The sequence below is a fragment of the Bradyrhizobium sp. URHA0013 genome (assembly GCF_000518345.1).
GTDB lineage: Bacteria > Pseudomonadota > Alphaproteobacteria > Rhizobiales > Xanthobacteraceae > Bradyrhizobium.
This window is the reverse complement of the sequence record NZ_JADK01000007.1, coordinates 144,998-160,049: the sequence shown is the minus strand read 5'-3', so window position 1 is coordinate 160,049 and position 15,052 is coordinate 144,998. Positions and strand designations below refer to the sequence as shown.

At 65.2% G+C, this 15,052-nt stretch carries 12 protein-coding genes; 9 read left to right on the top strand and 3 right to left on the bottom strand.

Annotation, left to right across the window (positions count from 1 at the left end; all coding sequences use genetic code 11):
* Nucleotides 1-82: 82 nt before the first annotated feature.
* Complete coding sequence (gene glmU / locus N551_RS0110885) at nt 83-1,450, top strand: bifunctional UDP-N-acetylglucosamine diphosphorylase/glucosamine-1-phosphate N-acetyltransferase GlmU (protein ID WP_027567014.1); 1,368 nt, start codon at nt 83-85, stop codon at nt 1,448-1,450.
* 5 nt (nt 1,451-1,455) lie between these two features.
* Here glmU and N551_RS0110880 read toward each other — a convergent pair whose 3' ends face one another.
* The gene (locus N551_RS0110880; RefSeq protein WP_018457943.1) at nt 1,456-1,674 is read right to left on the bottom strand and encodes a hypothetical protein; all 219 of its coding nucleotides are present in this window, start codon (nt 1,672-1,674) and stop codon (nt 1,456-1,458) included.
* Nucleotides 1,675-1,893: 219 nt separating this feature from the next.
* Between N551_RS0110880 and glmS the strand changes: the two genes are divergently transcribed.
* The 3 genes from glmS to N551_RS0110865 all read left to right on the top strand — a co-directional run bounded on the left by glmS (nt 1,894) and on the right by N551_RS0110865 (nt 5,541).
* Nucleotides 1,894-3,720 (top strand): glutamine--fructose-6-phosphate transaminase (isomerizing), encoded by a 1,827-nt coding sequence (gene glmS, locus N551_RS0110875; RefSeq protein WP_027567013.1) that lies wholly within the window; start codon nt 1,894-1,896, stop codon nt 3,718-3,720.
* 88 nt (nt 3,721-3,808) lie between these two features.
* Nucleotides 3,809-4,579, top strand: coding sequence for a DUF502 domain-containing protein (locus N551_RS0110870; RefSeq protein WP_027567012.1), 771 nt, complete (start codon nt 3,809-3,811; stop codon nt 4,577-4,579).
* A 104-nt stretch (nt 4,580-4,683) separates the two neighbouring features.
* The gene (locus N551_RS0110865) at nt 4,684-5,541 is read left to right on the top strand and encodes an NAD(P)-dependent oxidoreductase (RefSeq protein ID WP_027567011.1); all 858 of its coding nucleotides are present in this window, start codon (nt 4,684-4,686) and stop codon (nt 5,539-5,541) included.
* A gap of 27 nt (nt 5,542-5,568) precedes the next feature.
* Here N551_RS0110865 and N551_RS0110860 read toward each other — a convergent pair whose 3' ends face one another.
* A complete protein-coding gene (locus tag N551_RS0110860; protein ID WP_027567010.1) occupies nt 5,569-6,084 on the bottom strand; it encodes an ATPase AAA in 516 nt (171 codons plus the stop codon).
* Nucleotides 6,085-6,262: 178 nt separating this feature from the next.
* On the opposite strand from N551_RS0110860, the gene N551_RS0110855 reads away from it, so the two are divergent.
* From N551_RS0110855 to panE, 3 genes are all read left to right on the top strand, one after another.
* Complete coding sequence (locus N551_RS0110855) at nt 6,263-6,652, top strand: nuclear transport factor 2 family protein (RefSeq protein WP_027567009.1); 390 nt, start codon at nt 6,263-6,265, stop codon at nt 6,650-6,652.
* Nucleotides 6,653-6,758: 106 nt separating this feature from the next.
* The gene (locus N551_RS0110850) at nt 6,759-7,589 is read left to right on the top strand and encodes a helix-turn-helix domain-containing protein (protein ID WP_027567008.1); all 831 of its coding nucleotides are present in this window, start codon (nt 6,759-6,761) and stop codon (nt 7,587-7,589) included.
* A 203-nt stretch (nt 7,590-7,792) separates the two neighbouring features.
* Entirely contained in the window at nt 7,793-8,722 is a 930-nt protein-coding gene (gene panE, locus N551_RS0110845) for a 2-dehydropantoate 2-reductase (protein ID WP_027567007.1), read from the top strand.
* Here the strand turns inward: panE and recG are convergent.
* Nucleotides 8,719-10,827 carry an ATP-dependent DNA helicase RecG gene (gene recG / locus N551_RS0110840; RefSeq protein ID WP_027567006.1) on the bottom strand — a complete coding sequence of 703 codons (2,109 nt, stop codon included), beginning with the start codon at nt 10,825-10,827 and terminating at the stop codon, nt 8,719-8,721. The two genes, panE and recG, sit on opposite strands and share 4 nt — an antisense overlap.
* A gap of 184 nt (nt 10,828-11,011) precedes the next feature.
* Here recG and N551_RS0110835 point away from each other — a divergent pair, with 184 nt between their 5' ends.
* Together N551_RS0110835 and mfd are read left to right on the top strand one after the other, a co-directional pair.
* Entirely contained in the window at nt 11,012-11,302 is a 291-nt protein-coding gene (locus N551_RS0110835; RefSeq protein WP_027567005.1) for a succinate dehydrogenase assembly factor 2, read from the top strand.
* Nucleotides 11,299-14,817, top strand: coding sequence for a transcription-repair coupling factor (gene mfd, locus N551_RS0110830; protein ID WP_027567004.1), 3,519 nt, complete (start codon nt 11,299-11,301; stop codon nt 14,815-14,817). Before N551_RS0110835 ends, mfd begins: the two co-directional genes overlap by 4 nt.
* Nucleotides 14,818-15,052 lie beyond the last annotated feature (235 nt).

Here is a 15,052-nt window from a genome sequence, read left to right as displayed (position 1 = left end):
TGCGGGGGTAGCAAGGCGATAGCTCATCAGGGCGGCCGTCGCCCGCTGGCGCCACTTGATTCGGCCGATTGACAGGATTTCGATGACCGCCCGTTCCAGCCTCACGATCGTGCTCGCCGCCGGCGAAGGCACGCGTATGCGCTCACACCTGCCGAAAGTGCTGCATTCGGTCGCGCATCAGAGCCTGCTCGCCCACGTGCTCGCCGCGGCGCCCAAGGGAACCGGCACCTCGCTCGCGGTCGTGATCGGACCCGACCATCAGGCGGTGGCGGACGAGGCAAAGCGCATCCGCCCCGACGCGCTCACCTTCGTGCAACAGGACCGGCTCGGCACCGCGCATGCGGTGCTGGCGGCGCGCGACGCCATTGCGCGGGGCGTGGACGATTTGCTGATTGCGTTCGGCGACACGCCGCTGATTTCGGCCGAGACCTTTGCGCGGCTGCGCGCGCCGCTCGCCAAAGGCGCCGCGATTGCGGCGCTCGGCTTCCGGGCCGCCGATCCCGCCGGCTATGGCCGCTTCATCGTCGAGGGCGACCGGCTGGTCGCGATCCGCGAGCAGGCCGATGCCAGCACCGAGGAGCGCAAGATCGACCTCTGCAATGCCGGGGTGATGGCGATCGACGGGCGCCGCGCGCTCGCGATCCTCGACAAGATCGGCAATGCGAATTCCAAGGGCGAATATTATCTGACCGACGCGGTTAGCATTGTCAGCGAAAAGGGATGGGATGCCGTGGTGATCGAAACCAGCGAGGACGAAGTGCGCGGCATCAACACCAAGGCGCAGCTCGCCGAGGCCGAAAGCGTGATGCAGGCGCGGCTGCGGAAAGTGGCGATGGAGGCCGGCGTCACGCTGATCGCGCCCGAAACCGTTTATCTCGCCGCCGATACCGTGTTCGGCAAGGACGTGACGATCGAGCCGTTCGTGGTGATCGGCCCCGGCGTTTCGATCGGCGACGGCACGGTGGTTCATTCCTTCTCGCATATCGTCGAGACCAAGCTCGGCAAGAAGGTCTCCATCGGCCCCTATGCGCGGCTGCGGCCCGGCACCTCGCTCGGCGACGGCGCGCGCATCGGCAATTTCGTGGAGACCAAGGCCGCGACGCTGGAGGCCGGCGTCAAGGTCAACCATCTCTCCTACATTGGCGACGCCACGATCGGCGCCAATTCCAACATCGGCGCCGGCACCATCACGTGCAACTACGACGGCTTCAAGAAGCACAAGACGATTATCGGGCAGGGCGCCTTCGTCGGCACCAACTCCTCGCTGGTCGCGCCGGTGACGATTGGCAACGGCGCCTATATCGGCTCGGGCTCGGTGATCACCCGCGACGTGCCTGATGACGCCATGGCGCTGGAGCGCAGCCCGCAGACCATCCGCGAAGGTGGTGCGGCGCGCTATCGCGAGATGAAGACGGGTGGCAAGAAGCTTGAAAAGAAGCCGGAGAAATGAAGCCGCTATTCGTCGTCGGCGAATTCCGAGAAGATCGCGCGCGTCAGGCGCCAGCCGCGTGGCTTGGCACGCTTTGCCGGCTCGCCGGCGACGTGCTTGATGAAGACGGGCTTGCTTTCCTTGCCGCGCTGGGGCGGCGGCCAATGCGCAAGGTGCGTGCCGGTGGTCTCACTGGCGCGCACCGCCATCGATGACAGACCTTTGCGGTTGGATGAGCCTTTCATGGCCTCTCTCCTTGGTACGCAAGGGTTGGCCAAATTTGTTGACAACAAGTTAACGCGCGCGGTTTAAGGCCCAGCCAGTTCGACGCAGGCGAGGCTCGTCGCCGTTGCTGCTGTCTCAATCAGCAATAATTATTGAGTATCTGGTTCCTTAGGAACTTCGCTAAAAACCGAGCGCGTCGTTTAGGCGATTTTTCGACGATTTGGGGGATATTGATCCGCATGTGCGGGATTGTCGGCATTCTCGGGCGCGAGCCGGTTGCAGAGCAATTGGTGGATTCGCTCAAACGTCTTGAATATCGCGGCTATGATTCCGCGGGCGTCGCCACGCTCGAGGGCAAGCATCTCGAGCGCCGCCGCGCCGAGGGCAAGCTGAAGAATCTGGAGAAGCGGCTGGAAGCCGAGCCGCTCAAGGGCTCGACCGGAATCGGTCACACCCGCTGGGCCACCCACGGCAAGCCGACCGTGAACAATGCGCACCCGCACGCGACCGAGCGTGTCGCCGTGGTTCACAACGGCATCATCGAGAATTTCCGCGAGCTGCGCGAGGAGCTCGAGAAGAAAGGCACGGTGTTCCACACCCAGACCGACACCGAGATCGTGCTGCATCTCGTCGACGATCTGCTCACGCGCGGCAACAAGCCGGTGGAAGCGGTGAAATTGACATTGGCGCGGCTGCGCGGCGCGTTCGCGCTCGGCTTCATCTTCGCCGGCGAGGACGATTTGATGATCGGCGCCCGCAACGGTCCGCCGCTCGCGATCGGCTATGGTGACGGCGAGATGTATCTCGGCTCCGACGCCATTGCGCTGGGGCCGTTCACCGACACGATCAGCTATCTCGAGGACGGCGACTGGGTCGTGCTGACCCATACGAGCGCTTCGGTCTTCGACAAGGACGGCCACGCCGTCCAGCGCGAGAAGACCAAGCACGCCGCCTCGACCTCGCTGGTCGACAAGGCCAACTATCGCCACTTCATGGCCAAGGAGATCCACGAGCAGCCTGAAGTGGTCGGCCATACGCTGGCACGCTATGTCGACATGGCGACCGAGCGGGTCTCGCTGCCGGTCAAGCTGCCGTTCGACTTCAAGAATATCCAGCGCATCAACATCACGGCCTGCGGCACTGCGAGCTACGCCGGGTTCGTCGCAAAATACTGGTTCGAGCGTTTCGCGCGCGTGCCGGTCGAAGTCGATGTCGCCTCCGAATTCCGCTACCGCGAGGCGCCCTTGCGCAAGGGCGATCTCGCCATCTTCATCTCGCAATCGGGCGAGACCGCCGACACGTTGGCCGCGCTGCGTTACGCCAAGGACCAGGGCGTGCATACGATCGCCGTCGTCAACGTGCCGACCTCGACGATCGCGCGCGAAAGCGAGACCGTGCTGCCAACGCTGGCCGGCCCAGAGATCGGCGTCGCTTCGACCAAGGCCTTCACCTGCCAGCTCATGGTGCTGGCAAATCTTGCGATCGCAGCCGGCAAGGCCCGCGGCGAACTGTCCGACGAGGACGAGACCAAGCTCGTCCACGGGCTCGTCGAGATCCCGCGTTTGATGTCGGATGCGCTCACCACCGAGCTCCAGATCGAGAAGCTCGCCCGCGAGATCGCCAAGTCGCGCGACGTGCTCTATCTCGGTCGCGGCACCAGCTTCCCGCTCGCCCTCGAAGGCGCGTTGAAGCTGAAGGAGATCTCCTACATCCACGCCGAGGGCTATGCCGCCGGCGAGCTCAAGCACGGCCCGATCGCGCTGATCGACGAAACCATGCCCGTCGTCGTCATCGCGCCCTACGACCGGGTGTTCGAAAAGACCGTCTCCAACATGCAGGAGGTCGCTGCCCGCGGCGGCAAGATCATCCTGATGACCGACGCCAAAGGCGCGGCGGAGGCGACCGTCGAATCCCTCGTCACCATCGTCATGCCTGATATGGCGGCGGCGTTCACGCCGATGGTCTATGCCGTCCCCGTTCAGCTGCTCGCCTATCATACGGCGGTGATCATGGGGACCGACGTCGACCAGCCGCGCAATCTCGCGAAATCCGTGACGGTGGAATAGGCGGAAGGGTCGGGCCGGAACGCTTCGTGGTCTTCCAAAACCTGCTAGAAGACCCTAGCTTGAACGAAGCGACCGACCTGGAACCCGAATGAACCCCCGTGACGACGCGCCTGCGCCTCTTGATCCCGTGCCGGAGCCGCATACCGGCCTGATAGGCCGCTTCCGCAATTATTTTCTCACCGGGCTCGTGGTGACGGGACCGGTTGCGATCACCTTTTATCTGGTTTGGTGGTTCGTCACCTGGGTTGATGGCGTGGTGCGGCCATTCGTGCCGCTGGCCTATCGGCCTGAAACCTACATGCCGTACGTCATCCCCGGCTGGGGGCTGATCGTCGCATTCTTCACGCTGACTCTGGTCGGCTTCCTCGCGGCCAATTTGATCGGCCGGACACTGGTCGATGTCGGCGAGACTTTCCTCGGCCGCATTCCGGCAGTGCGCGCCATCTACCGCGGCCTGAAGCAGGTGTTCGAGACCCTGTTCTCGGGCAAGGGCTCGAGCTTCCGCAAAGTCGGCCTGGTCGAGTTTCCCTCGCCGGGCATGTGGTCGATCGTGCTGATCTCGCAATCGCCGAACGAGGATGTCTCCCGCAGCCTGCCTGGTCAGGAGGAGCACGTCTCGGTGTTCCTGCCTTGCTCGCCGAACCCGACCACCGGCTTCTTCTTCTACGTTCCCAAGAGCAAGATTGTCGAGGTCGACATGAGCACCGAAGACGCCGCGACGCTGATCATGTCGGCCGGCGTGGTGCAGCCGGGCTCGGCGCCCGATTCGAAGAAGGCGGCGGCCCTCGCTGGCATGGCGAATGCCGCGCGTATTGCCAACGCCTCGGCGCTCCAGCCTCAGCCTGCGAAGGTGGAGTAGGGCCATTCCTCTGCGGGATGGCCGGCGCTCACGCTGGCGTCCCGTCCTCTGCTAGTCTCCGGTTGAACCGAGCGCGTTGCTCGAAATTCGATCTGGAGTGCACGATGTCCAAAACCATTGCGATCCTCGCGCCCGGTGCCATGGGCAGTGCCGTGGCCCGCCGTCTCGGCGAGCACGGTGCGCGCGTGCTGACGTCCTTGAAAGGGCGGAGCGAGGCGACGCGCAAACGCGCGGCGGATACCGGCATGATCGGCGCCGAGGACGACGCGATCGCGGACGCCGACATCATCCTCTCGATCGTGCCGCCGGGCGAAGCCGTGGCGCTCGCCGAGTGGCTGGCCGGGCTGATCGTCCGGCGCGAGAAGAAGCCGGTCGTGGTCGATTGCAATGCCGTCAACGTCGATACCGTGATGAGGATCGAGGAGATCATCGGCTCGGCACAGGCGCCGTTCGTCGATGCCGGCATCATCGGGTTCCCGCCCCAGCCCGGTGGCAAGAGCCCGGCCTTCTACATGTCGGGCGAGCACGCCCAGGATGTCGCCGTGCTGAAGGATTTCGGGCTCGACGTGCGGATCGTCGAAGGGCCGGTCGGCGCCGCGTCCGCGCTGAAAATGTCCTACGCCGGCATCGTCAAGGGCCTCGCCGGCATCGGCGCGGCGATGGTGGTCGCGGCAACGAAAGCGGGGGCTGCGGATGCGCTGCGCGACGAACTCGCACTCAGCCAGCCCGCGGTTCTGGCCCGGCTCGAAGTCGCGCTGCCGGACATGATTCCGAAAGCCTATCGCTGGGTTGCGGAGATGCGGGAGATTTCCGGCTTTCTCGGCCCCGATCATCCGGCGAGCCAGGTTTACGAAGGCTTTGCGCGCTGGTTCGAGCATCTCGCCGAGGACGCCAAAGGCGACGCGGCGGATACCGACCTGATGAAGGCATTCGCCGCGCGTATCGCGCGGAAGAAATTCTGATCGTCGGTCTCGCGTCACGGCCATCGATCATCTGCCGTGCACCGAATCCAGAAAACCCTGGATGTCCCGATCGCGTCTCAAGCGCACGACCGGGACGTCAGCGCCATACTGCACGCGCTCGGCCTCGATGACAGGCGCGCGCTCGGTGTCGTAGCGCCATGCCTCGCGCATCAATTTCCAATCGAACTGTTCGGGACACCCTTCGGGGAGGTCAGGCCGGGGCTTGTCGCGATCGAAGGCGGAGCGCAGGAGAATGCGCCACTGGCAGAGCCAGCGCGGGCGGTCGATGACGACCAGCGTATCGGCGCGCGCGAGCGTGAGATCGAAGGCAAGTCCCGAGAAGCTGCCGTCGACAACCCATGCGTCGCCCGCGATCGCGTCAGTGACGCGCGCCCGGAAGCTCGGTTTGTCGGACGGCTTCCAGCCCGGCCGCCAGTAGAGCACGTCGAGATGCACCACGGGCAGCCCGAGCTTTCGCCCGAGATTCCGGGAGAGGCTCGTCTTTCCGCTGCCCTGACAGCCCACGACGATGATCCGGCGCATCGTCGTAGGGTTCCATAAAGTCGGGGCCAGGGAAAGAGGAGGCTTCCCGAACGCGCTTTATTACCTGGCATGTAATTGAGCCCATCCGCAGCCTGGCTACTGTCCCGGTCATCCACCCGACAGGACGCATTCAATCAAGCCTCCTGTCGCGCGTGTGTCGGTGCATCAGGAGAGAGCTATGCAAGTCATGTTTACGAAGAAGGAGCCGCCGCAATGGCTGCTCGACATGTGGCGGGAGATCGACGACAAGACCTTTGGACGAGGTTTTGATTGTTTTGCGGAGGATGCCGTCTGCAACCTCGGCGTCGCCGATTGGAAGGGGCGCGAGGCGATCCGCGCCAACCTCAAGGCCTTCATCGACACCGGCTTCACCGCGCTGCATCACGTCACCGAATACTGGGACGCCGGCGCCCTGAAGGTGTTTCGCGGTATCGTGGACATGACACCCGATGATCCCTCGATGAAGACGGTTCATCCGACGATGACGCACTTCTTCTACATGGACGAGAGGGACGCTACCAAGGTACGGCACTGGGTCGGCGCCGTGGGACCGGTCGCCTTCGGTTGATCGCTTCGAACCTGCTACCATCGGCGGCGGTGCCTCGGATAAGCCGACGCACCGCCGCCGATGCGCGTTGACGATGCCGCACATTGACAGGAAGGATCAGTCGGCCATGAAAGCGACGGCCAGTGCCCCCAAGACGCGCGCCAGTTCCGCGGGCGCGCTGCTGCGTCAATGGCGGGACATTCGCGGCAAGACGCAGCTCGATCTGTCCTTCGACGCCGGCGTCTCGCAGAAGCACATCAGCTTCGTCGAGAGCGGCCGCAGCGTTCCGAGCCGCCAGATGCTGCTCGATCTTGCGCAAGCCCTCGACGTGCCCTTACGCGAACGCAACGAGCTGCTGCTGGCCGCCGGCTATGCGCCGACTTATTCCGATCCCGCGCTCGAGGCGCCCGCCATGACGAGCATCAACCGTGCCCTGCAACGCATGCTGCGTCAGCACGAGCCGTTTCCCGCCATCGTCATGGACCGCTACTGGAACGTGCTGATGACCAACGAGGCTGCGCCGCTAATGTTCAATTGCTTCATCGACATGTCCGCACGGCCGGCGCCACGAAACCTGCTGCATCTCATGTTCGATCCGGAGGGCATGCGCCCCTTCATCGCGAACTGGCCGCAGACCGCCCGTGGGCTGCTGGCGCGGGTGTATCGCGAGGCAGTCGGACACGTCGTTGACATCAGGACCAAGGCGCTGCTGGAGGAATTGTCGCAATACCCCGGGGTGAAGCCGGAATGGCGTGCGCCGTCGGCCTCCGATGCGATGCCGATGATCCCGCTGTCCTTCGTCAAGGACGGCGTGACGCTGGACTACTTCTCTCTGATCACGACGGTCGGAACGCCGCAGACGGTGACGGCGGAGGAACTGCGGCTCGAGTGCATGTTCCCCGCCAACGATGCGACCGAAGCGGAGCACGGCAGGTTCTTGCGCGCGCACGCCGGGTGAGAGGGCGTCGCCGCGATTCCACCCGATCGCTATGTGCCCGGCTTGACCCACACAGTCATTGCGAGCGCAGCGTAGCAATCCAGAGTCTTACCGCGGAGGGATTCTGGATTGCTTCGCTGCGCTCGCAATGACGGGGAGGAGACGGCGCGCGGCCCCTCTGTTATTGTTTCTGCGGAAGCGGTCGCTCCGCAATGGGAGTTCGAATGAGAGTACTTGTGATCGGCGCGGGAGCGCTTGGAGGCTACTACGGAGCGCGCCTGGTCCGAGCCGGCGGCGACGTGACCTTTCTGGTGCGGGCCGGGCGTGCGGAGCAATTGCGGCGGAATGGATTGCAGGTCGTGAGCCCGCATGGCGACTTCGCCGTGCAGCCGAACGTCATCCTGGCCAACGATGTCAAGCACCCCTTCGACGTCGTGCTCGTCGGGGTGAAATCCTACTCGCTCGACGATGCGATGGCCCAGTTTGCCCCGGCCGTTGGCGCCAACACGATGATTTTGCCGATCCTCAACGGCTTGAAACATGTCGACGCCCTGACTGCGCGGTTCGGCGCGAGCTGCGTCCTCGGCGGGCTCGCGAACGTCAGTGCCGGGCTCGATGCGGATGGCCGTGTCGTTCAGTTCATGGCCAATCAGACCATCGTCTTCGGCGAGATCGGGGGGTCGTTGAGCGAGCGTGTGCTCGCCCTGGAGACGCTGCTGCATGTGCCCGGTATCGACGTGCGCGCCAGCGAAGCGATCATGCAGGACATGTGGGAGAAATTCGTCCAGCTCTCGACGCTCGCCGGCATCACCTGCCTGATGCGTGCAAGCATCGGAGACATTCTGGCGGTGCCGAACGGCGAGCAATCCATCTTCCGGCTGTTTGCCGAATGCTGCGCCGTCGCGACGGCCTCGGGTTTTGAGCCGCGAGCGCCTTTCATCGAGTTTGACCGGAAGCTGTTCACGACCCCGGACTCCCCGCTCAAGGCCTCGATGTTGCGTGATATCGAGCGCGGCTCGATCACCGAGGCGGAGCACATCCTCGGCGATATGGCCAACCGGGCGCGTGCACTCGGCATCGACACGCCGCTGCTGGATCTCGCCCGCGCGCATGTGGCGGCCTATGAGATTGGGCGGCAACGAGCGGCCGGCTAACCCGCTCCGATCAGCGGGATCGCTTCATCCCGCTCATACAGATACAGCAGGCATCGCAACGCCTCGCCGCGCTCGCCCTTCAGCTTTGGATCGTCCTTCAGGATGCGCAGCGCCTCGTCGCGGGCCTGCGTGATGAGCTGACCGTGCACCTCCGAGCGGGCGATGCGGTAGCCGGGCAAGCCGCTCTGGCGCACGCCGAGCACATCGCCTTCGCCGCGCAGTTTCAGATCTTCCTCGGCGATGCGAAAGCCGTCGGTGGTCTCGCGGATCACCTTCAGCCGCGCCTTCGACATCTCGCCGAGCGGCTCGGAGTAGAGCAGCAGACAGGTTGAGGCCTCCGAGCCGCGCCCGATGCGGCCGCGCAATTGATGAAGCTGGGCGAGGCCAAAACGTTCGGCGTTCTCGATCACCATGATGGTCGCCGCCGGCACGTCGACACCGACTTCGACCACGGTGGTCGCGACCAGCAGCCCGATCTCGTGGGCGGCGAACTGGCCCATGACGCGGTCCTTCTCGGTGCCCTTCATCTGGCCGTGGACGAGGCCGACGCGGTCGCCGAAACGCTTCTGCAGGGTTTCGAAGCGCTTGGTCGCATTGGTCAGGTGCTCGGTACCCTCGGCCTCGGATTCCTCGACCAGCGGGCAGATCCAGTAGACCAGCTTGCCGGATTCGAGCGCGCGGCCGATGCTATCGGTGACCTCGCCGAGGCGGCTCATCGATATGGTGCGAGTTTCGATCGGCTGGCGGCCGGCCGGCTTCTCCCTGAGCTCGCTGATGTCCATGTCGCCGAAATAGGTCAGCACCAGCGTGCGCGGAATCGGCGTGGCGCTCAGCACCAGCACGTCGACGGCCTCGCCCTTTGACGTCAGCGCCAGCCGCTCGCGCACGCCAAATCGATGCTGCTCGTCGACGACGGCGAGGGCGAGATCGCTGAAGATCACGTCGTCCTGGATCAACGCATGGGTGCCGACGAGCAGGTCGATCTCGCCGGCTTCGAGTTGTGCCAGCAGGTCCCGCCGCTCCTTGCCCTTTTCGCGGCCGGTGAGGATCGCGACCCGCATGCCCGCGCGCTCGGCGAGCGGCGCGATGGTCTTGATGTGCTGACGGGCCAAAATTTCGGTCGGCGCCATCAGCGCCGCCTGCTTGCCAACCTCGGTGACGGCAGCAGCGGCCAGCAGGGCGACTACGGTCTTGCCGGAGCCGACGTCGCCCTGGAGCAGGCGCAGCATGCGCACCGGTTGTTGCAGATCGTCGGCGATGGCCGCGGCGGCATCGCGTTGGGAGATTGTCAGCGCATAGGGCAGGGCATCGATGATCTTGTTGCGGAGGTGTCCGTCGCCGGCGTTGCGCACACCGGCCGGGCGGCGCAATTGCGCGCGAATCAGAGCTAGGGCGAGTTGCCCGGCCAGGAGTTCGTCGAAGGCGAGCCGCGACCAGAACGGCTGGTCGGGCAGAATGTCGGTGAGCTCGACCGGCTGATGCACGCGGTTGAGCGCCTCGGTGATCGGCGGGAAGCCGCAGCGGCGCAGCACCTCCGGGCTGATCCATTCCGGCAGCGCCGGCAGCTTTTGCAGTGCCTGCGCGACCGCGCGGCGCAGCGAGCCGAGCGCAAGGCCTTCGGTCAAGGGATAGACGGGATCGATGCCGGAGAGTTTTGAAATCGCCTCCTCGTCCAGCACCCGGTCGGGATGCACGATCTGCGGGATGCCGTCGTACATCTGCAGCGTGCCGGAGACGAAGCGCTTCTCGCCGATCGGCAGCAGCTTCTCGACATAGCCGGGTTTTGCGCGGAAGAACGTCAGCACGACATCGCCGGTATCGTCGCTGGCGTAGACGAGGTAGGGCGCACGCGCATTGCGCGGCGGGGGCGGGCGGTGGCGGTCGACGGTGACCTCCAGCGTCACCATGGTTCCCTGCACGGCATCGCGGATCTTCGGCCGCGCGCGGCGGTCGATGACCTGGCTCGGCAAATGCAGCAACAGATCGACCAGCCGCGGCGTCTCATTGCGGCTGAGCAGATATTGCAGCAGCTTGTCCTGCTTCGGACCGACGCCGGGCAGGCTGGTCACGGGGGCAAACAGCGGATTGAGCAGGCTGGGGCGCATCAGGCGAACCTAGGATCGTTTTCGCTGGTCATGCCCGGCTTTATGCCCGGCATCCACGTGTTTTTTCGTGTCCCTGCGGCGGCGGCGGGCCATGACAAATCGAGGGCTGACAGGGCCCGCCCGAGTGGCTATATCACCCCGGCCCGGCACGTCCGGGCTTTTGGCGTTTGACTGGAATTGAGACATGACGGGAACGACACGATCGAGCAACGGGCTGGACGACCGCCGCAAGCGGCTTCTGTTCCGCTGCTGGCACCGCGGCACGCGCGAGATGGACCTGATCCTCGGCCGCTTCGCGGATGCCGAGATCGGCAATCTGTCCGATGACGAGCTGACGCAGCTCGAGACCCTGCTCGAAGAGGCCGATCCCGACCTCTATGCCGCCATCACGGGGGACAAGGTGCTTGCCGCCGACGTCATCGGCCCGCTGTTTGCGCGCATCAAGGCGTTTCCGATCGCGGACCGCGACGTATGAAGCAGGGGATGAAATCGCCGGCCGAGCTGCTCACGCCCGGCCGCGCGCTCACGCTTGCCAATGTCGCCGAGGGTGCCGAGGGCCTCGTCGTTTCCGATCTCGCGCGCGCCATCGCGGCGCGGCCGAAGAAGCCGGCTGTCAGCCTCGCGGTGATCTGCCGCGACGGCCCGCGGATGCAGCAGCTCGAACGCGCGCTGCAATTCTTCGCGCCCGATTTGCCCGTGCTGACATTTCCGGCCTGGGATTGCCAACCCTATGACCGCGTCTCGCCGCATGGCGGCGTCCTCGCGCAGCGGCTGACGACGCTGGCCCGGCTGGCGTCCCTGACCGGCAGCGACAAGCCCCTGATCGTGCTGACCACGGTGAACGCCGCGGTGCAGCGCGTGCCGGCACGCGACCTCGTTGCGGCGCAGGCGCTGTCGGTCGCGCCCGGCAACGTCGTGCCGATGGACACCATCGTCGCCTGGCTCGAACACAACGGCTACAACCGCTCCTCGACCGTGCGCGAGCCCGGCGAATACGCGGTGCGCGGCGGCATTCTGGACCTGTTTCCGGCCGGCCTGGAACAGCCCGTCCGCTTCGACTTCTTCGGCGACAGCCTGGAATCGATCCGCACCTTCGATGCCGAGACCCAGCGCACGCTGCTCGACATGCGCGCGCTCGATCTCGTGCCGATCTCCGAATTCCAGCTCGTCACCGACACCATCCGCCGCTTTCGCATGGGCTATGTCGCCGAGTTCGGCGCGCCCGAGCGCGACGATGCACTCTACGAAGCCGTCAGCGAGGGCCGCCGTCATCCCGGCATGGAGCACTGGCTGCCGCTGTTCCAGGACCGGATGGACACGCTGTTCGACTATCTGCAAGGAGCAGCCGTCGCGATCGAGCCGCAGGCCGAGGATGCCATCCGCGAGCGCTTCAAGCAGATCCTCGATTATTACCAGGCGCGCCGCGACGCGATGGAGCATCCGGGCGGCGGCGCCATCTACAAGCCGCTGCCGCCTGAGAGGCTCTATTTGACTGAGGAGGAGTGGGGCAAGCGCGAGAGCGGGATGCCGCTGGTGCGGCTGACGCAGTTTTCGGTGCCTGCCGATGGTACCAGCGTAGTCGACGCCGGCGCACGCAAAGGCCGCGACTTCGCGCCGGAGCGCAACGATAACAAGGTCAACGTCTTCGAAGCCGTCGTCGCACATGTGCATGGGCTGCTGACAAGCCGCAAGAAGGTGGTCATCGCGCTCTGGACCGAGGGCTCGCGCGACCGCATGACCTCGATGTTGCGCGATCACAAGCTCACGCCCGTGACCAGCGTCAACAGTTGGCGCACGGTGCAGGCGACCCCGCGCAACGAGACCATGCTCGCCGTGCTCGGCCTGGAAAGCGGTTTCGAGACCGACGAGATCGCTGTCATCAGCGAGCAGGATATCCTTGGCGATCGGCTGGTCCGGCCGCGCAAGGCGAGCCGCAAGCTCGACAATTTCATCTCGGAGGTGACGAGCCTCGCCGCCGGCGACATCGTGGTCCACGTCGATCACGGCATCGGCCGCTTCATCGGCCTGCAGACCCTCGACGTCGCCGGCGCGCCGCATGACTGCCTCGAGCTGCACTATGCCGCCGAGACCAAGCTGTTCCTGCCGGTCGAGAACATCGAGCTGCTGTCGCGCTACGGCTCCGACCAGACCTCGGTCGAACTCGATCGTCTCGGCGGCTCGGGCTGGCAGACCCGCAAGGCCAAGCTCAAGAACCGCATCCGCGAGATCGCGGGCGAGCTGATCAAGATCGCCGCCGAGCGCCACCTCCACGAGGCGCCGAAGCTGCCGGTGCAGCCGGGCCTTTACGACGAGTTCTGCGCGCGCTTCCCCTATGACGAGACTGAGGATCAGCTTGGCGCGATCGAGTCCACGCTGAAGGACCTCGAGCTTGGCCGTCCCATGGACCGGCTGATCTGTGGCGACGTCGGCTTCGGCAAGACCGAGGTGGCGCTGCGCGCCGCATTCGCGGTGGCGCTGGAAGGCAAGCAGGTCGCGGTCGTGGTGCCGACCACGCTGCTCGCCCGCCAGCACCACAAGACGTTCACCGACCGTTTCAAGGGTTTCCCGGTCCAGGTGGCGCAGGCCTCGCGCCTGGTTCCGGCCAAGCAGCTCAATCTGGTCAAGAAGGGCCTCACCGACGGCTCGGTCGATATCGTCGTCGGCACCCATGCGCTGCTCAGCAAGTCGATCAAGTTCCGCGACCTCGGCCTGCTGATCGTGGACGAGGAGCAGCATTTCGGCGTCACCCACAAGGAGCGGCTGAAGCAGCTCCGCGCCGAGGTGCACGTGCTGACACTGTCGGCCACGCCGATCCCGCGCACGCTCCAGCTCGCGCTCACCGGCGTGCGCGAGCTCTCGATCATCGCATCGCCCCCGGTCGACCGTCTCGCGGTCCGCACCTTCGTCGCTCCGCACGATCCCCTGATGATCCGCGAGGCGCTGCTGCGCGAGCGCTATCGCGGCGGCCAGGCGTTCTACGTGGTGCCGCGCATCGACGACCTCGCCGAGGTCAAGGACTTCCTCGACAAGAACGTGCCGGAGATGAAGGTCGCGGTCGCGCACGGGCAGATGCCGCCCGCCGTGATCGAGGACATCATGACCGCGTTCTACGACGGCAAGTTCGACATCCTGCTGTCGACCACGATCGTGGAATCCGGCCTCGACATTCCCAACGCCAACACGCTGATCGTGCATCGCGCCGACATGTTCGGCCTCGCCCAGCTCTATCAGCTCCGCGGCCGCGTCGGCCGTTCCAAGCTGCGGGCCTATGCGCTGTTCACGCTGCCGGCGCAGCAGAAGATCACGGCGCAGGCCGAGCGCCGGCTCACCGTGCTGCAATCGCTGGAGACGCTGGGCGCGGGCTTCCAGCTCGCTTCGCACGACCTCGATATCCGCGGCGCCGGCAACATCCTGGGCGAGCAGCAGTCCGGCCACATCAAGGAGGTCGGCTTCGAGCTCTACCAGTCGATGCTGGAGGAGGCGATCGTCAACCTCAAGGCCGGCGTGTCCGAGCCCGCCGCCGACCGCTGGTCGCCGACGATTACCATCGGCATGCCCGTGCTGATTCCGGAGGACTATGTCGGCGATCTCTCGGTGCGGCTGTCGTTGTACCGACGGCTCGCCGACCTCGATAGCGAGGAGGAGATCGAGAACTTCGGCGCCGAGATGCGCGATCGTTTCGGCGTGCTGCCGGACGAGGTGCGCTATTTGTTCAAGGTCGCCGCGATCAAGGCGTTCTGCCGTCAGGCCAATGTCGGCAAGATCGATGCCGGTCCGAAGGGCGCCGTGATCGCCTTCCGTGATAATTCATTCGCCCATCCCGACCGCCTGGTGTCGTTCATCCGCAGCCACGGCCAGGCCGCGAAGGTGCGGCCCGACATGAAGGTGGTGTTCCTGCAGGATTGGGAGACTCCGGAGGAGCGTCTGGCCGGCACCACCGAGATCATGCGCCAGCTGGCCCAGCTCGCGCAGAGCAAGAAGGCGGCGTAGAAGTTTGCGGAGGCGGCGCGGTGCGAAAGGACGCGCCGCACCCGGATCCCGGAACAGCGACATATGATCACTTGCGGAATGATCGAACAGTTGCTACCTTCAATCTATCGAGTTTCGGCCGAACGACTTGGCCTCGCCGCTGAAAAGCGCGCCTGACTGACGACCCTCCCTCCAGATCTCGACGACACCCACCGCGCTTCTGAGCGCGGCTAAACGTTTATCTATCTTAAAGGAC

Excerpts from the sequence above, each read along its gene's own strand:
- glmU (WP_027567014.1), top strand. The coding sequence starts at position 83 with ATGACCGCCCGTTCCAGCCTCACGATCGTGCTCGCCGCCGGCGAAGGC.
- N551_RS0110880 (WP_018457943.1), bottom strand. The coding sequence starts at position 1,674 with ATGAAAGGCTCATCCAACCGCAAAGGTCTGTCATCGATGGCGGTGCGC.
- glmS (WP_027567013.1), top strand. The coding sequence starts at position 1,894 with ATGTGCGGGATTGTCGGCATTCTCGGGCGCGAGCCGGTTGCAGAGCAA.
- N551_RS0110870 (WP_027567012.1), top strand. The coding sequence starts at position 3,809 with ATGAACCCCCGTGACGACGCGCCTGCGCCTCTTGATCCCGTGCCGGAG.
- N551_RS0110865 (WP_027567011.1), top strand. The coding sequence starts at position 4,684 with ATGTCCAAAACCATTGCGATCCTCGCGCCCGGTGCCATGGGCAGTGCC.
- N551_RS0110860 (WP_027567010.1), bottom strand. The coding sequence starts at position 6,084 with ATGCGCCGGATCATCGTCGTGGGCTGTCAGGGCAGCGGAAAGACGAGC.
- N551_RS0110855 (WP_027567009.1), top strand. The coding sequence starts at position 6,263 with ATGCAAGTCATGTTTACGAAGAAGGAGCCGCCGCAATGGCTGCTCGAC.
- N551_RS0110850 (WP_027567008.1), top strand. The coding sequence starts at position 6,759 with ATGAAAGCGACGGCCAGTGCCCCCAAGACGCGCGCCAGTTCCGCGGGC.
- panE (WP_027567007.1), top strand. The coding sequence starts at position 7,793 with ATGAGAGTACTTGTGATCGGCGCGGGAGCGCTTGGAGGCTACTACGGA.
- recG (WP_027567006.1), bottom strand. The coding sequence starts at position 10,827 with ATGCGCCCCAGCCTGCTCAATCCGCTGTTTGCCCCCGTGACCAGCCTG.
- N551_RS0110835 (WP_027567005.1), top strand. The coding sequence starts at position 11,012 with ATGACGGGAACGACACGATCGAGCAACGGGCTGGACGACCGCCGCAAG.
- mfd (WP_027567004.1), top strand. The coding sequence starts at position 11,299 with ATGAAGCAGGGGATGAAATCGCCGGCCGAGCTGCTCACGCCCGGCCGC.